General features: G+C 73.2%; 11 protein-coding genes and 1 rRNA gene. 7 read left to right on the top strand and 5 right to left on the bottom strand.

Annotated features, from left to right (window positions below; translation table 11 throughout):
• Positions 1–68 precede the first annotated feature (68 nt).
• The 4 genes from FXF68_RS37690 (at position 69) to FXF68_RS37675 (ending at position 4,631) form a co-directional block, all read left to right on the top strand.
• Positions 69–1,331 (top strand): LCP family protein, encoded by a 1,263-nt coding sequence (locus FXF68_RS37690; protein ID WP_148767617.1) that lies wholly within the window; start codon positions 69–71, stop codon positions 1,329–1,331.
• A gap of 108 nt (positions 1,332–1,439) precedes the next feature.
• Entirely contained in the window at positions 1,440–2,918 is a 1,479-nt protein-coding gene (locus tag FXF68_RS37685) for an LCP family protein (RefSeq protein WP_148767616.1), read from the top strand.
• 103 nt (positions 2,919–3,021) lie between these two features.
• Positions 3,022–4,074, top strand: coding sequence for an enolase C-terminal domain-like protein (locus tag FXF68_RS37680; protein ID WP_148767615.1), 1,053 nt, complete (start codon positions 3,022–3,024; stop codon positions 4,072–4,074).
• The gene (locus tag FXF68_RS37675) at positions 4,071–4,631 is read left to right on the top strand and encodes a P-loop nucleotide/nucleoside kinase family protein (RefSeq protein ID WP_148767614.1); all 561 of its coding nucleotides are present in this window, start codon (positions 4,071–4,073) and stop codon (positions 4,629–4,631) included. Before FXF68_RS37680 ends, FXF68_RS37675 begins: the two co-directional genes overlap by 4 nt.
• Positions 4,632–4,652: 21 nt before the next feature.
• Here the strand turns inward: FXF68_RS37675 and FXF68_RS37670 are convergent, their stop codons facing one another.
• From FXF68_RS37670 to FXF68_RS37655, 4 genes are read right to left on the bottom strand one after another with little or no spacing between them, the layout of a single operon-like run.
• Positions 4,653–5,807, bottom strand: coding sequence for an acyl-CoA dehydrogenase family protein (locus tag FXF68_RS37670; RefSeq protein ID WP_148767613.1), 1,155 nt, complete (start codon positions 5,805–5,807; stop codon positions 4,653–4,655).
• Positions 5,804–7,786, bottom strand: coding sequence for an acetyl/propionyl/methylcrotonyl-CoA carboxylase subunit alpha (locus tag FXF68_RS37665; RefSeq protein ID WP_148767612.1), 1,983 nt, complete (start codon positions 7,784–7,786; stop codon positions 5,804–5,806). Before FXF68_RS37665 ends, FXF68_RS37670 begins: the two co-directional genes overlap by 4 nt.
• 5 nt (positions 7,787–7,791) lie before the next feature.
• Positions 7,792–9,384: an acyl-CoA carboxylase subunit beta gene (locus tag FXF68_RS37660; RefSeq protein WP_148767611.1), complete on the bottom strand. Its 1,593-nt coding sequence runs from the start codon at positions 9,382–9,384 to the stop codon at positions 7,792–7,794.
• Complete coding sequence (locus FXF68_RS37655; RefSeq protein WP_187438317.1) at positions 9,381–11,147, bottom strand: acyclic terpene utilization AtuA family protein; 1,767 nt, start codon at positions 11,145–11,147, stop codon at positions 9,381–9,383. The genes FXF68_RS37660 and FXF68_RS37655 overlap by 4 nt, the downstream gene beginning before the upstream one ends.
• Before the next feature lie 137 nt (positions 11,148–11,284).
• Between FXF68_RS37655 and FXF68_RS37650 the strand changes: the two genes are divergently transcribed.
• The 3 genes from FXF68_RS37650 to FXF68_RS37640 all read left to right on the top strand — a co-directional run bounded on the left by FXF68_RS37650 (position 11,285) and on the right by FXF68_RS37640 (position 13,747).
• Positions 11,285–11,893, top strand: a complete 609-nt coding sequence (locus tag FXF68_RS37650; RefSeq protein ID WP_148767610.1) for a TetR/AcrR family transcriptional regulator — start codon at positions 11,285–11,287, stop codon at positions 11,891–11,893.
• Positions 11,894–11,990: 97 nt separating this feature from the next.
• Positions 11,991–12,794, top strand: a complete 804-nt coding sequence (locus FXF68_RS37645; RefSeq protein WP_148767609.1) for an ArsR/SmtB family transcription factor — start codon at positions 11,991–11,993, stop codon at positions 12,792–12,794.
• Between the two features lie 344 nt (positions 12,795–13,138).
• Positions 13,139–13,747: a TetR/AcrR family transcriptional regulator gene (locus tag FXF68_RS37640; protein WP_148767608.1), complete on the top strand. Its 609-nt coding sequence runs from the start codon at positions 13,139–13,141 to the stop codon at positions 13,745–13,747.
• 51 nt (positions 13,748–13,798) lie between these two features.
• Here the strand turns inward: FXF68_RS37640 and rrf are convergent.
• Positions 13,799–13,915: ribosomal RNA gene (gene rrf / locus FXF68_RS37635) — 5S ribosomal RNA — on the bottom strand.

Raw genomic sequence — 13,915 nt, 5'->3', positions numbered from 1 at the left:
CGCCCTCCTTCCAGCGCCCTGACCTGCACCCTCTGGGGTCAGGAGGCGCAGGGCGGAGGGGGCGGGGCATGGTCGACGGCGGGCCGGGCGGCCGGACGCAGGTGCCGTCGCGACCGGCGGGCGGGGCCGCCCCGGACGCGACGCCGCGCGACCTGGCGCGGGCGCTGCTGATCGCCGCCGTGTCGCCCGCGCTGCCGGGCGTCGCGCACCTGCGGGCGGGGCGCGTCCGGCTGGGGTCGACGCTGGTCTGCGGGCAGGCGCTGCTGCTCACGTCCGCCGCGCTCGCCGCGGGCCGGGGCCGCCCGCTGTTCGCCGAGCTGGCCGCGCGGCCGGGCTGGCTGCTCGGCCTGGCGGCCGGGTCGGCCGCCGTCGCGGGGCTGTGGGCGGCACTGATCGTCCACTCCTACGCGGTGCTCGCACCGGCCGGGCTGTCGCCGCTGTGGCGGCTCGCGGGCGGGACGACGGTCTCGGTGCTGTGCCTGCTGGTGATCGTCCCGCCGGTGACGCTCGCCCAGTACGGCTACCTCCAGCGCGACCTGGTGAAGAGCCTCTTCACGGAGGGCCGGGACGCCGCGGGGACGTGGGCTGGCGCGCCGCGCCTGGACGTCCTGCTCATCGCCGACGCCGACGCGGACAGGCACGGCGTCCGCCCCGGCGGCATGACCCTCGCCAGCGTCGACGCGAGAACGGGCGACACGGTCCTGCTGGGCCTCCCCCGCGACCTGCGGCACGTGCCGGTGTGGTCGGGCGCCGGGCGCGTCCCGTTCCCGCCGGACGGGCCGCTCGACGCCGTCTACGGCTATGGAGCCGCGCACCCGGAGGTGCTCGCGGGCGGCGGGCGCGTCCGCGACCCGGGCGCGGAACTCCTGAAACGGACGGTCGGCCACATCCTCGGCCGTCCCGTGCCCTACTACGCCATGGTCGACATGAACGGCGTCCGGCAGATCGCGGACGCGGTCGGCGGTGTCGGCCCGTCCCTGACGGTGGGCGGCGCCCAGGCGCGGTCGGCCCGGCAGGAATGCCTCCTGCGGGCGCTCGCCCGGCAGGCGGGGCCGCGCGCCGTGCTCGGCGCCTTCCGGCGGCTCGCCCGGATCTTGAAGGACTCGGTCCGCACCGACCTGCCGCGCCGGCTGCTGCCGCCGCTCGTCGGCCTCGCCGCCAAGATCGAGAACGCGCAGATCACCGGGCTCCGGCTCGCCGCGCCGCTCGTGCCGCCCCGGCGGCCGGACTACCGGGAGATCAGGCGGATCGCCGCGCGGGCCGCCCGGAAGCCCGCTCCGGACTCCCGCGACACGCCCGGATTGCATATCCTGAGCAACGCCTGCACCTGAGGCACCACGACTCACAGGTGGCCGACACCTACGCAACCTTTGCCCGGTTCCGCGCGTCCATATTGTGAGCCGGGGCTTAATTCACCGTGGGTGGGAATCGGAGCTTACATGGGTCGCGCGAGCCGGCATGCCCGGGCCAGAGACGTCGACGGCCCCTCCGGAAACGGGGGGCTCGCCCGCGCGCTCGCGCTCACGCTCGCCTCCGCCCTGGTGTGGGGCGTCGCCCACCTCGCCACCGGGCGCCGGGTCGCCGGGGCGGTGCTGCTCGGCCTGTACCTGCTGATCGTCGCCGCGGTCGGCGCCGCCGCCACCGTGTACCGCCCCGATCTGCTGCACCTCGCCGTCCAGCCGGACGTGCTGCAGCGGCTGTCCGCCGCGCTGGTGACGGTCGGCGTCGTGTGGGTGCTGGTGGTCGTCCGCTCCTACTTCGTGCTGCGGCCCGCGAACCTCACGGTCGGCGGCCGGACGCTCGGCGCCGCGTCCGTCGCGGTGATGTGCTTCGCCGTCGCGGTCCCGGCGGCCTGGTCGGCGCACAGCACCTACGTCTACCGCGACGCGCTGACCAGCATCTTCCGCACCGGCAGCGAGAACGGGCGGCACGTCGACGTCGACGACCCGTTCAACGGCCAGTCCCGCGTGAACATCCTGCTGCTCGGCGGCGACGCCGCCGCCGACCGCACGGGCGTCCGGACCGACAGCATGACGGTCGCGAGCGTCGACACCGAGACCGGCGACACCGTGCTGCTGAGCCTGCCCCGCAACCTGGAGCACTTCCAGCTGCCGCCGGGCCCGGCCCGCGACCGCTTCCCCTACGGCTTCACCGGCGACGGCCCGCAGACGCCCGGCCTGCTGAACGAGGTGTACCAGTACGCCGAGGAGCACCCGGACGTGGTGCCCGGCGTCGCGAAGAACCACCGCGGCCCCGAGCTGCTGAAGGCCACGATCGCGGGGATCCTCGGCTTGCGCGTCGACTACTACATCCTGGTCGACATGTTCGGCTTCGCCGACATCGTCGACGCGATGGGCGGCGTCAAGCTGAAGATCGACGAGCCGATCCCGTACGGGCTGGAGGGCGGCGTGCTCCAGCCCGGCTACCGCAAGCTCGGCGGCAAGGAGGCCCTCTGGTACGGGCGGTCCCGCACCGGCAGCAGCGACTACGTGCGGATGAGCCGGCAGAAGTGCCTGATGCGCGCGATCGCCGAGCAGGCCGACCCGCAGACCGTCCTGACGAGCTTCGACAAGCTCGCCGCCGCGGCCAAGCGGACGCTGTCCACCGACATCCCGCAGGAGCTGCTGCCCGCCCTCATGAAGCTGTCCAACAAGGTGAAGGACGGCGCGCAGATCAACAGCCTGCAGTTCGTGCCGCCGCTGGTCTACTCGGGCAACCCCGACTTCCACCTCATCCGCAAGCTGGCGTCGGACGCGGTGAACGCCGACCCGCGGCAGGTGAGCACCCATCCGAGCACGTCGCCGCCCGCGACTCCGTCCGGGTCCCCGTCGGCGACGCCGCCCGGCGCCGCGACCGGGGGGACGCCGACGAAGCCCCCGAACAAGCCGGTCTCGCTGGAGTCGAGCTGCCCGAAGTGACCTCCCCGCCGGGAAACGCCCGGAGGCCGGGCGGCGGCGCGTCCCGACCCTGCCCCGGAGGGGGGACAATCAAGGGGGACCACTTCGGAAAGGCGGGTGCGGGTTGCCACGGATCGAGGGCTGCGACGCGTTCCGCGTGGCGATGCCGCGGGGGCGCCGGCCGGTGAGCGTCCTCGTCCGGCTGGCCGGGGACGGCGCGGTCGGCTGGGGCGAGATGGCGTCGCCCGGCGGCCCGGACGGCGCGGCCGACGCCTGGGCCGACATCGAGGAGCGCATGGGGCCCGCCCTCATCGGGCTCGACTGGGACCGTCCCGAGGACGTGTCCGCCGCCGCCGACCTCGGCGCCCGCGAGGCCGCCGCCGCGATCGACACCGCCTGCTGGGACCTGTGGTGCCGGACGCGGGGCCTGCCGCTCGCGCACGCGCTCGGCGGCACCCGCACCTCCATCGTGACCGGTGCGCGGATCTCGCCGGAGCCCGCGCTGGACACGGTCACGGCCCGGGTGAACCGGGCGGTCGGCGCCGGCCACACCCGCGTCACGCTGGACGTCCGGCCCGGCTGGGACATCGAGCCGGTGCGCGCGATCCGGCAGGCGTACCCGGCGCTCGCGCTCGTCGCGGACGCGGGCCACGCCTACACCGAGTCGGCGGAGCACCTCGCCGTCCTGGAGGGCTTGGACGCCTACGAGCTCGCCGCGATCGAGCGCCCGTTCCCGCCCGGGGACCTCGCCGCGCACGCCCGGCTGCAACTGCGGGTCGGCATGGCGGTGGCGCCCGCCGTCGGCGACCTGGAGGCGCTCGACGCGGCGCTGTCGCTGGACGCGGGCCGCGCCCTGCACCTGCGGCTCGACCGGCTCGGCGGGCTGACGGCGGCGCGCAGCGCGCACGACCTCGCCTACGCGGCCGGCTGGGACGTGTGGTGCAGCGGCTCCGGCGCGTTCGGGATCGGGCAGGCGGCGGCGGTCGCGCTGGCCGCGCTGCCGGGCTGCACGCTGCCGAGCGACGTGACGGACCCGGCGGGCGGCCCGGTGTTCGTGACGCCGCCGGTCCGCTCCTCCGGCGGGGTCGTCGGGGTGCCGCTGACCCAGCCGGGCCTCGGCCACGAGATCGACGAGACGCGCATCGAGCGGCTGGCGACCCGGCGGATGCGGCTGTGACCACCGCGTGGGTGGTGGCGGGGCCGCCCGGCTCCGGCAAGACCACGGTCGCGGAGCTGCTGCTGGCGCGGCTGCGTCCCGTCCCGGCGCTGCTCGACAAGGACACGATGTACGGGGCGTTCGTCGCGGCGACGCTCGCGGCGTCCGGACGCGACCCGGGCGAGCGCGAGGGCCCCTGGTACGACGAGCACGTCAAGCCGCACGAGTACGCGGGGATGGCGGCGACGGCGAGGGAGATCCGCGGGCACGGCTGCCCGGTGCTGCTGAGCGGCCCGTTCACCGGCCAGATCCGCTCGGCGGCGCGCTGGGCGGAGTGGGCGGAGGCCCTCGGCGGCCCGCCGGTGCGCCTCGTGTGGGTCCGGTCGGACGCGGCGACGCTGCGCCACCGGCTGGAGCGGCGCGGGTCGCCCCGCGACACGGGCAAACTGGCCGCGTTCGAGGCGTTCGCCGGGCGGATGCGCCCGGACGAGCCGCCGCCCGTCCCGCACGCCGCGGTCGACAACCGGCTCGCGGCGCCGGAGCCGCTGTCCGCGCAGGTGGACGCCCTGCTCGCCTGACGCGGTCGGCCGCGCGCCCGGTCAGTAGGACTTGGGGAGTCCGAGGGTGTGCTGCGCGACGAAGTTGAGGATCATCTCGCGGCTGACCGGCGCGATGCGCATCAGCCGGACGACCCCGGCGAGCATCCCGACGCCGTACTCGGTGGTGAGGCCGTTGCCGCCGTGGGTCTGGATGGCCTGGTCGACGCAGTGGACCGCGGCCTCGGCGGTGGCGTACTTGGCCATGTTCGCGGCCTCGCCCGCGCCCTCGTCGTCGCCCGCGTCGTACAGCCACGCGGCCTTCTGCGCCATCAGCCGCGCCAGCTCCAGCTCGATCTTCGCGGCGGCGAGCGGGTGCGCGAGGCCCTGGTGCGCGCCGATCGGCGTCCTGAACACCTGCCGCTCGTTCGCGTAGGAGACGGCCTTGCCGAGGGCGAGGCGGCCGATCCCGGCGCCCATGGCGGCGGCCATGATCCGCTCGGGGTTGAGCCCGGCGAACAGCTGGAGGAGGCCGCCGTCCTCGTCGCCGACGAGCGCGTCGGCGGGCAGCCGGACGTCGTCGAGGTGGAGGACGAACTGCTTCTCCGGCGACACGATCTCCATGTCGATGGGCGTGAACGCGAACCCGTCCGCTCCGGTCGGGACGATGAACAGCGACGGCCGCAGGTTGCCCCGCTGGTCGTGGCTGCGGGCGACGACCAGGACGGCGTCCGCCTCGTCCACGCCGGAGATGAACGTCTTCTGCCCGGAGAGCACCCAGCCGTCGCCGTCGCGCCGTGCGGTGGTGGTGATGCGGTGCGCGTTGGACCCGGCGTCGGGCTCGGTGATCGCGAACGCCATCTTGACGGAGCCGTCGGCGAACCGGGGCAGCCAGTGCTCGCGCTGCCCCTCGGTCCCGGACCGGGCGATGATCGTCGCGCAGATCGCCGGGGACACGACCATGAGCAGCAGCGGGCAGCCCGCGGCGGCGAGCTCCTCGCACACGGCGGCGAGGTCGCCGATGCCGCCGCCTCCGCCGCCGTACTCGGCGGGGACGTTGACGCCGAGGTAGCCGAGCCGTCCGGCCTCGGCCCACAGCTCGTCGGTCTTCCGCCCGGCCTTGGCCCGCTCGACGTAGTAGGACGCGCCGTATTCGGCGCCCAGGTCGGCGACGGCGGCGCGCAGGGCCCGCCGCTCCTCGGTCTCGACGAAGCTCATCCGGGGTTCCCTTCGGTGGCCGCCGGGCCGGTGAGCACGGCGAGCACCGCGCCCGACTCGACCTGCTGACCCGCGGTGACGTTCAGTTCGGCGACCGTCCCGGCGGCGGGGGCGGCGACGCGGTGCTCCATCTTCATGGCCTCCAGGACGACGAGCGTCTGCCCTTCGGCGACGTCCGCGCCCGGCTCGGTCTCGACGCGGACGACCGTCCCGGGCATGGGGGCGAGGAGGGCGCCGGGGGCGATGCGGGCGCTCGGGTCGGTGAAGCGCGGCACGGCCGTGAGCGCCACCGGCCCGAGCCGCGAGTCGACGTACACCTCGCCGCCGCCCGCCGTGGTGATCGTGAACGTCTCGCGCAGGCCGTCGCGCTCCAGGACGACCCGCTCCGGCGTCGCGCTGACCAGCTCCGTGCCGGGGCAGAAGTCGGAGACCAGTGCGCCCCTGTGCAGGTGGTAGTCGACGTCGACCGTCCCGGCGGGGGTGCGGAACGTCCGGCGCTGGGGCTGCGACCGGACGTTGCGCCAGCCGGACGGCAGCCCGCCGAGCACCGCCGCCGACGCCCGGTCCGCCGCGGCCCGGGCGAGCGCGGCGGCGAGGGCGGACAGCTCGACCGCCGTGCCGTCGGCGAGCGGCGCGGCGAGGACGTCCAGCCCGACGCGGTCGAGGTAGCCGGTGTCGGTGCCGCCGTCCAGGAAGCCGGGCTCCTCCAGGACGCGGACGAGCAGGTCGCGGTTCGTCGTCACGCCGTGCACGCGGGCGCCGCGCAGCCCGGCGGCGAGCCGGCGCGCGGCGGCGGCGCGGGTCGGCGCCCACGCGATCACCTTGGCGAGCATCGGGTCGTAGTGGACGCCGATCTCCGAGCCGCTCTCCACCCCGCTGTCGAGCCGCAGCCCGTAGGAGGCGGGGACGGCGAACTCGGCGTCCACGTCCGGCACCTCGAAGGTGCGCAGGACGCCGCTGCCGGGACGCCAGTCGTGCGCCGGGTCCTCCGCGTAGAGGCGGACCTCCATGGCGTGGCCGCGCGGCTCCGGCGGCTCCGCGGGCAGCTGAGCGCCTTCGGCGATCTCGATCTGGAGGCGGACGAGGTCCACCCCGTACACGCACTCGGTCACCGGGTGCTCGACCTGGAGGCGCGTGTTGACCTCCAGGAAGTGGAAGCGGCCGTCGCGGGACAGCAGGAACTCGACCGTCCCGGCGCCGGTGTAGCCGATGGCGCGGGCCGCGTTCGCCGCCGCCGCGCACAGTTCGGCGCGCAGCGCGGGCCCGACCGCGGGCGACGGCGCCTCCTCGACGATCTTCTGGTGGCGGCGCTGGATCGAGCATTCGCGCTCGCCGAGCGTCCAGACGGTGCCGTGCGCGTCGGCGAGGACCTGGACCTCGACGTGCCGGGCGCCGTCCAGCAGCGGCTCGCAGAACACGGTCGGGTCGCCGAACGCCGACTCGGCCTCGCGGCGCGCCGCCGCCACGGCGCCGTCCAGCCCGGCGGGGTCGCGGACGACGCGCATGCCGCGTCCGCCGCCGCCCGCGGACGCCTTGACCAGCAGCGGGAGGTCCGCGGCCGTGACGCGGGCAGGGTCGATCCCGGGCAGCACCGGGACGTCCGCGGCGACCATCAGCTTCTTCGCCTCGATCTTGGAGCCCATCGCGGCGATCGCGGCGGGCGGCGGCCCGATCCAGGTGAGGCCCGCGTCGGCGACGGCCTGCGCGAACGCGGCGTTCTCCGACAGGAACCCGTATCCGGGGTGGACGGCGTCGGCCCCGGCGCTCTTCGCGACCGCGAGGATCCGGTCGGCGGACAGGTACGTCTCGGCCGGGGACGCGCCGGGGAGGCGTCCGGCGACGTCCGCCTCGCGCGCGTGCGGGGCGTCCGCGTCGGGGTCGGAGCAGACGGCGACCGTCGCGATCCCGAGGCCGCGGCAGGCCCACAGGACGCGGCGGGCGATCTCGCCGCGGTTGGCGACGAGGATTCTTCTGATCATGTGGCTCACATCCGGAAGACGCCGAAGCCGTCGGCGCCGCGCACGGGCGCGTTGTGGACGGCGGACAGGCACAGGCCGAGGACGGTGCGCGTGTCGCGCGGGTCGATCACGCCGTCGTCGTAGAGGCGCCCCGACAGGAAGAACGGCAGGGACTCGGCCTCGATCTGCGTCTCGACCATCTCCCGCATGGCGCGGTCCCGCTCGTCGTCGTAGACCTGCCCGCGCGCTTCGGCGGCCTGCCGCGCCACGATCGACAGGACGCCCGCGAGCTGCTGCGGCCCCATCACCGCCGACTTCGCGGACGGCCAGGCGAACAGGAACCGGGGATCGTACGCGCGGCCGCACATGCCGTAGTTGCCCGCCCCGTACGACGCGCCCATCACGATCGAGATGTGCGGGACCGTGCTGTTCGCCACCGCGTTGATCATCAGCGCGCCGTGCTTGATGATCCCGGCCTGTTCGTACTCCTTGCCGACCATGTAGCCGGTGGTGTTGTGCAGGAACAGCAGCGGCGTGTCGCTCTGGTTCGCGAGCTGGATGAACTGGGCCGCCTTCTGCGCCTCCTGGCTGAACAGGACTCCGCGCGCGTTGGCGAGGACGCCGATCGGGTAGCCGTGGACGCGCGTCCAGCCGGTGACGAGGCTCGTCCCGTACAGGGGCTTGAACTCGTCGAAGCGGGAGCCGTCCGCGACGCGGGCGATGACCTCGCGCGGGTCGAACGGGACCTTGAGATCCTCCGGGACGATCCCGGCCAGCTCCTCCGCGTCGTACAGCGGCTCCTCGGCGGGCGCGGGCGGCGGGCCGAGCTTGCGGTGATGGAGGTTCTTCACGATCCGGCGGCCGATGCGGAGCGCGTCGCGCTCGTCGGCGGCCATGTGGTCGGCGAGGCCGGACGTCCGCGCGTGCATCTCCGCGCCGCCGAGCTCCTCGTCGTCCGCCTCCTCGCCGGTCGCCATCTTCACCAGCGGCGGGCCGCCGAGGAACACCTTCGCGCGCTCCTTCACCATGACGACGTGGTCGCACATGCCGGGGATGTACGCGCCGCCCGCCGTGGAGTTGCCGAACACCAGCGCGATCGTCGGGATCCCGGCGGCGGACAGCCGGGTCAGGTCGCGGAACATCCGCCCGCCCGGGATGAAGATCTCCTTCTGCGTCGGCAGGTCCGCGCCGCCCGACTCGACCAGGTTGATCACGGGCAGCCGGTTCTCCAGCGCGATGTCGGACGCGCGGAAGCTCTTCTTCACCGTCCACGGGTTGCTGGACCCGCCCCGCACCGTCGGGTCGTTCGCCACGATCACGCACTCGACGCCCTCGACGACGCCGATCCCGGTGACGACGCTCGCGCCGACCGGGAAGTCGCTGCCCCACGCGGCGAGCGGGCTCAGCTCCAGGAACGGCGAGTCGGGGTCGAGCAGCAGCTCGACGCGCTCCCTGGCCAGGAGTTTCCCGCGTTTCCGGTGCCGGGTGACGTACTTCTCGCCGCCGCCGTCGAGGGCCTTGGCGTGCTCGGCGTCCAGAGCGGCGAGCTTTTCGAGCATGGTCCGGCGGCGTTCCCGGTACTCGGCCGAACCCGTGTCGAGGGTGCTCTTCAGGGTCAAAGGACGGCCTCCGGGATGTCGACGAGACGGGACCGCAGCCACTCCCCCAGGGCCTTGCCCTGCGGGTCGAACCGGGTCGAGGCCGAGACGCCGTCCTGCAGCAGCCCCTCGACGACGAAGTTGACCGCGCGGAGGTTGGGCAGCGCGTACCGGCGGACGGTGTGCTCACGGGTCTCGGGGAGCAGCTCCCGGAACCGGTCGGCGGTGAGGAAAGGCTCCAGCCATTCCCATTGCGCGTCGGTCCGGGCCCAGACCCCGATATTGGCGTCGCCGCCCTTGTCCCCGCTGCGCGCCCCGGCAACCCTGCCCAACGGCAGCCTCCTCGTCGTCCCTGAAAAGGCGGAGTACTCGGAGGGCGAGGGCTGTACTGGTTCGGACTGCACAGGCGCGGTTTCCTGAACGGCCGGAATGGGGATGCGCTCCCCCGCCGCCGTGACCGCTATGTGTTCGACCGCCTCATTCGGAACGAACCCCGGCGAATAAACGCCGTAAGGGCTTCCCTTGCCCGGCGGCGACGTCAACGTGAAGCCCGGATACCCGGCGAGCGCCAACTCCACCGCAGCGCTACTGAACGTCCGCCCGACCTTCTCCGCGTCCGGGTCGAGGACGGCGCAGCGCAGCAACGCGGTCGCCTCTCCCTGCGTCGCCGGATCAGCCGTGGCCGAGCCGATGAGCGTCCATTCCACACGCGCGGGCGGATCGTCGCCGAGGGCCGCCTCAAGCTGGCGTTTCGCGAACTCCGCTTTCGCCTCGATCCCAAGCCCTGTGAGGACGAACGTCATCTCGTTCCGATGCCCGCCCAGATGGTTCAGGCACACCTTCGTCGTCGGAGGCGGCGGACCGCCCCGGACGCCGCCGACCCGCACCCGGTCGGCCCCGTCCGCCGCGAGTTCGATCGTGTCGAAGCGCGTCGTCACGTCCGGTCCCGCATAGGACGGCCCGCCGATCTCGTACAGCAACTGAGCCGTCACGGTCTCCACGGTCACGGCGCCGCCCGTTCCGGGATGCTTTGTGATGACACTGGAGCCATCGGAACGGATCTCGGCGATCGGAAAACCCGTTCTGACGTGCGCAGAGCCCGACGCCTTTACGTTGTAGATTTCTTCGAAGAAGGCGAAGTTGCCGCCGGCCGCCTGCGCCCCGCACTCCAAGATGTGTCCCACGACCGTCGCCCCGGCCAGGGCGTCCCAGTCGTCCCGGGCCCATCCGAAGCGCGCGGCGGCCGGCCCGACGACCAGCGAGGCGTCGGTGACGCGGCCGGTCACCACCACGTCCGCGCCCGCACGGAGGCATTCGGCGATTCCCCACGCGCCCAGGTAGGCGTTGGCGGTGAGCGGACGCCCATGTCGCGAGCCGCCGAGACCCAGTTCGGCAGCGCGCTCGGCGAGATCATCGCCTTCGACGTGGGCGATCCGCACGTCCAGGCCGAGCCGCGCGGCCAGCTCGCGCAGCCGGTCCGCGAGCCCGCGCGGGTTGAGCCCGCCCGCGTTGGCGACGATCGCCGTGCCGCGCTCCACGGCGAGGCCGAGGCACTCCTCCATCTGCCGCAGGAACGTCGTCGCGTACCCGGCGGACGGGTCCTTGAGCCTCCCGCGCCCAAGGATCAGCATCGTCAGCTCGGCGAGATAGTCGCCGGTCAGGACGTCCAGTGGCCCACCTTCCAGCATCTCCCGCATGGCGGAGAAGCGGTCGCCGTAGAAGCCCGAGGCGTTCCCGACCCGCAGCACCCCGTCCACGCCCGCCCCTAGGCCGAGAGGACGCATCTCCCCTTCATCCACGTCGCCCACCCATGCCTGAACCCTGCCAGCCTCGTCCTAAAAAATCAATCGTGCATGATTGTTTCCATCCGTCCCATCCCGGATCATTTGGTTGACTGGAGGACCACCGAGCCGAGGAGACCATGACCGCCCAGGCACTCCCCCGCGAACCGCAGCAGGACCGCAGCCGCGCCACCCGCCGCCGCCTCCTTGAAGCGGCCATCGACTGCCTCGCCTCCGTCGGCTGGGCCGGGACGACCGTCACCGTCGTCGCCGAGCGCGCCGGGGTCTCCAGGGGCGCCGCGCAGCACCATTTCAGGACGCGCGAGGAGCTGGTCACCGCGGCGGTCGAGTACGGCTCCGAGGTCCGGATGGCGCGGATGCGCGAGCACCTCGACGCGCTCGCCGGACGCCGCCCGTCCACCCTCGACGTCGTCACCCGCCTCGGCGAGATGTACACGAGCCCGCTGTTCCGCGCCGCGCTGCAACTCTGGGTCGCCGCCGCCTCGGACGAGCAGCTCCGCGCGCGGGTCGCCCCCCTGGAGGCCAGGGTCGGACGCGAGGCGCACCGCCTCACCGTCGAGGCGCTGGGCGCGGACGAGAGCGTCCCCGGCGTCCGCGAGACGGTCCAGGCCACGCTCGACCTGGTCCGCGGCCTCGGCCTCGCCGACCTGCTCACGGACGACTCGTCCCGCCGCACCCGCCTCCTGAACCAGTGGGCGGCCACCCTGGACACGGTCCTCACCCGCTGACCGTCCCCGCGTCGACCGCTCCCCCACCCGGACGATCTCGTCCGCGCCCGCCCCGCCAACCTTGACATGTGACCTTTTGGTCACCTATTTTGGAGAGGTGAGCGACGACGATCTCGCCTTCAAGGCGCTGGCGGACCCGACCCGCCGGTTCCTGCTCGACCTGCTGTTCGCCCGCGAGGGCCGGACGCTCGGCGAGCTGGAGTCGGAGGTGGAGATGACACGGTTCGGCGTCGCCAAGCATCTTCGGGTTCTGGAGGACGCCGGGCTGGTGGTCTCCCGCCGCTCGGGCAGGGAGAAGCTCCACTTCCTCAACCCCGTGCCGATCAAGCTGATCCACGACCGCTGGATCGGCAAGTTCACCGAGCGGCCCGCCGGGGCCCTCGCCGACCTCAAAAGGGAACTGGAGTCCGACATGACGACGACCAAGACCGCCGAGAGCAGGACCGTCCAGGTGTACCGGGTCTACATCAAGGCGACCCCGGAGGCCATCTGGGAGGCCATCACCAAGCCCGAGTGGACGGTGAAGTTCGGCTACCAGGCCCCCGTCGAGTACGACCTGCGTCCCGGCGGCGCCTTCCGCGGCCTGGCCAGCGACGTGATGAAGGAACACGGCGCCCCGGACGTGCTGATCGACGGCGAGGTCATCGAGGCAGACCCGCCGCGCCGCCTCGTCCAGACCTGGCGGGCCCTGTTCCTGGACGAGCCGTTCACCCGCCTCACCTACGAGATCGAGGACGACGGCGCCGGGGTGTCGCGGCTGACCGTGACGCACGACGTCACCGACGCGCCGAAGACGGCGCTGCAGACCGCGGGCGACGCCCCCGGTGCGGGCGGCGGCTGGAGCCAGACGCTCAGCGACCTGAAGACCCTGTTGGAAACCGGCGAGGCCCTCTACTCCTGACGACCGCCCAGGGCGTCGAGGTCAAGCCCACCCTCGCTTTCGACCTCGACGCCCGGAGGACGGAACGGGCACGGTAGCGGCCGGCGGAGCTTGTTGCTCTCGCGGCGCTACCGTTCCCAGCCTCGGCTTCGGCGTCGCCGGCTCGCGGGGCCTGCTCGTGGACGCTGGAGACGCACTTTCGCTCCGGCGCCCGTCGTATCGGCGCTGTTCCTGGAGTTGCCGTACCGGGTGGAGCATCATCTGTACCCGCAGGTGTCGAGCCACCGTCCCGCGCGGCCCGCCCGGCGGCTCGACCCCCGTCCTCGCCGAGGCCGGAGCGAAACTCTGGAAAGTGATCTGAGCGAATGGCGTCAAGCGCGGAGACTCGGCAGCGTCTCCTGGAAGCGGCCATCAGGACGCTCGCCGTCGAGGGCCACGACGGAACGACCGAGCGTTCCATCGCCCGCATCGGCAGGTTCGCGCCCGAGGTCCTCTACCACCATTTCGACGATCTCGAAGCCCTGTTCGTCGCGGCGCTCCGCCACACCAGCGAAGTTCAGAGAGCACGCTACGAAGAGGCTCTCGGCTCCTGCGCGGACGCCACCCAACTGCTCTCCCGCTTCCGCGAACTGTACGCGGAGGACATGCGGGACCAGGGGCACATCGAGGCCATACAGGAACTGCTCACTGCATCATCGTCCTCTCCGCGGCTGCGGGAGGAACTGATCACGCACGTCGAATCCTGGTCCGAATTCGCCACCACCGCCATCGGACGCCTCGTCCAAGGGACGACGTTCGACGGTCTGGTGCCGTCGCGCGATCTCGGAGTGCTCGCGGTGGCGATGTTCCTGGGCATGCAAACCCTCATCCGCCTGGACGGCGACCGCTCCCGCATCGAATCGCTCTTCACCACCGCCGAACCCGCCGCCGTGCTCTGGGACGCATTCTCCGGCGCCCGCAGAACAGACCCGTAGAAATGAGAAAGGCCCCGCCGGTATCGGCGGGGCCTTTCCCTTTCAATTTGTGTCCGGCGGTGTCCTACTCTCCCACACAGTCTCCCATGCAGTACCATCGGCGCTGAAGGGCTTAACTTCCGGGTTCGGGATGGGACCGGGTGTTTCCCCTCCGCCAAAACCACCGAA

This window comes from Actinomadura decatromicini (genome assembly GCF_008121305.1).
Taxonomy (GTDB): Bacteria; Actinomycetota; Actinomycetes; order Streptosporangiales; family Streptosporangiaceae; genus Spirillospora; species Spirillospora syzygii.
Note: the sequence above shows the minus strand (reverse complement) of the source record. Positions and strands in the feature narration are given on the sequence as shown.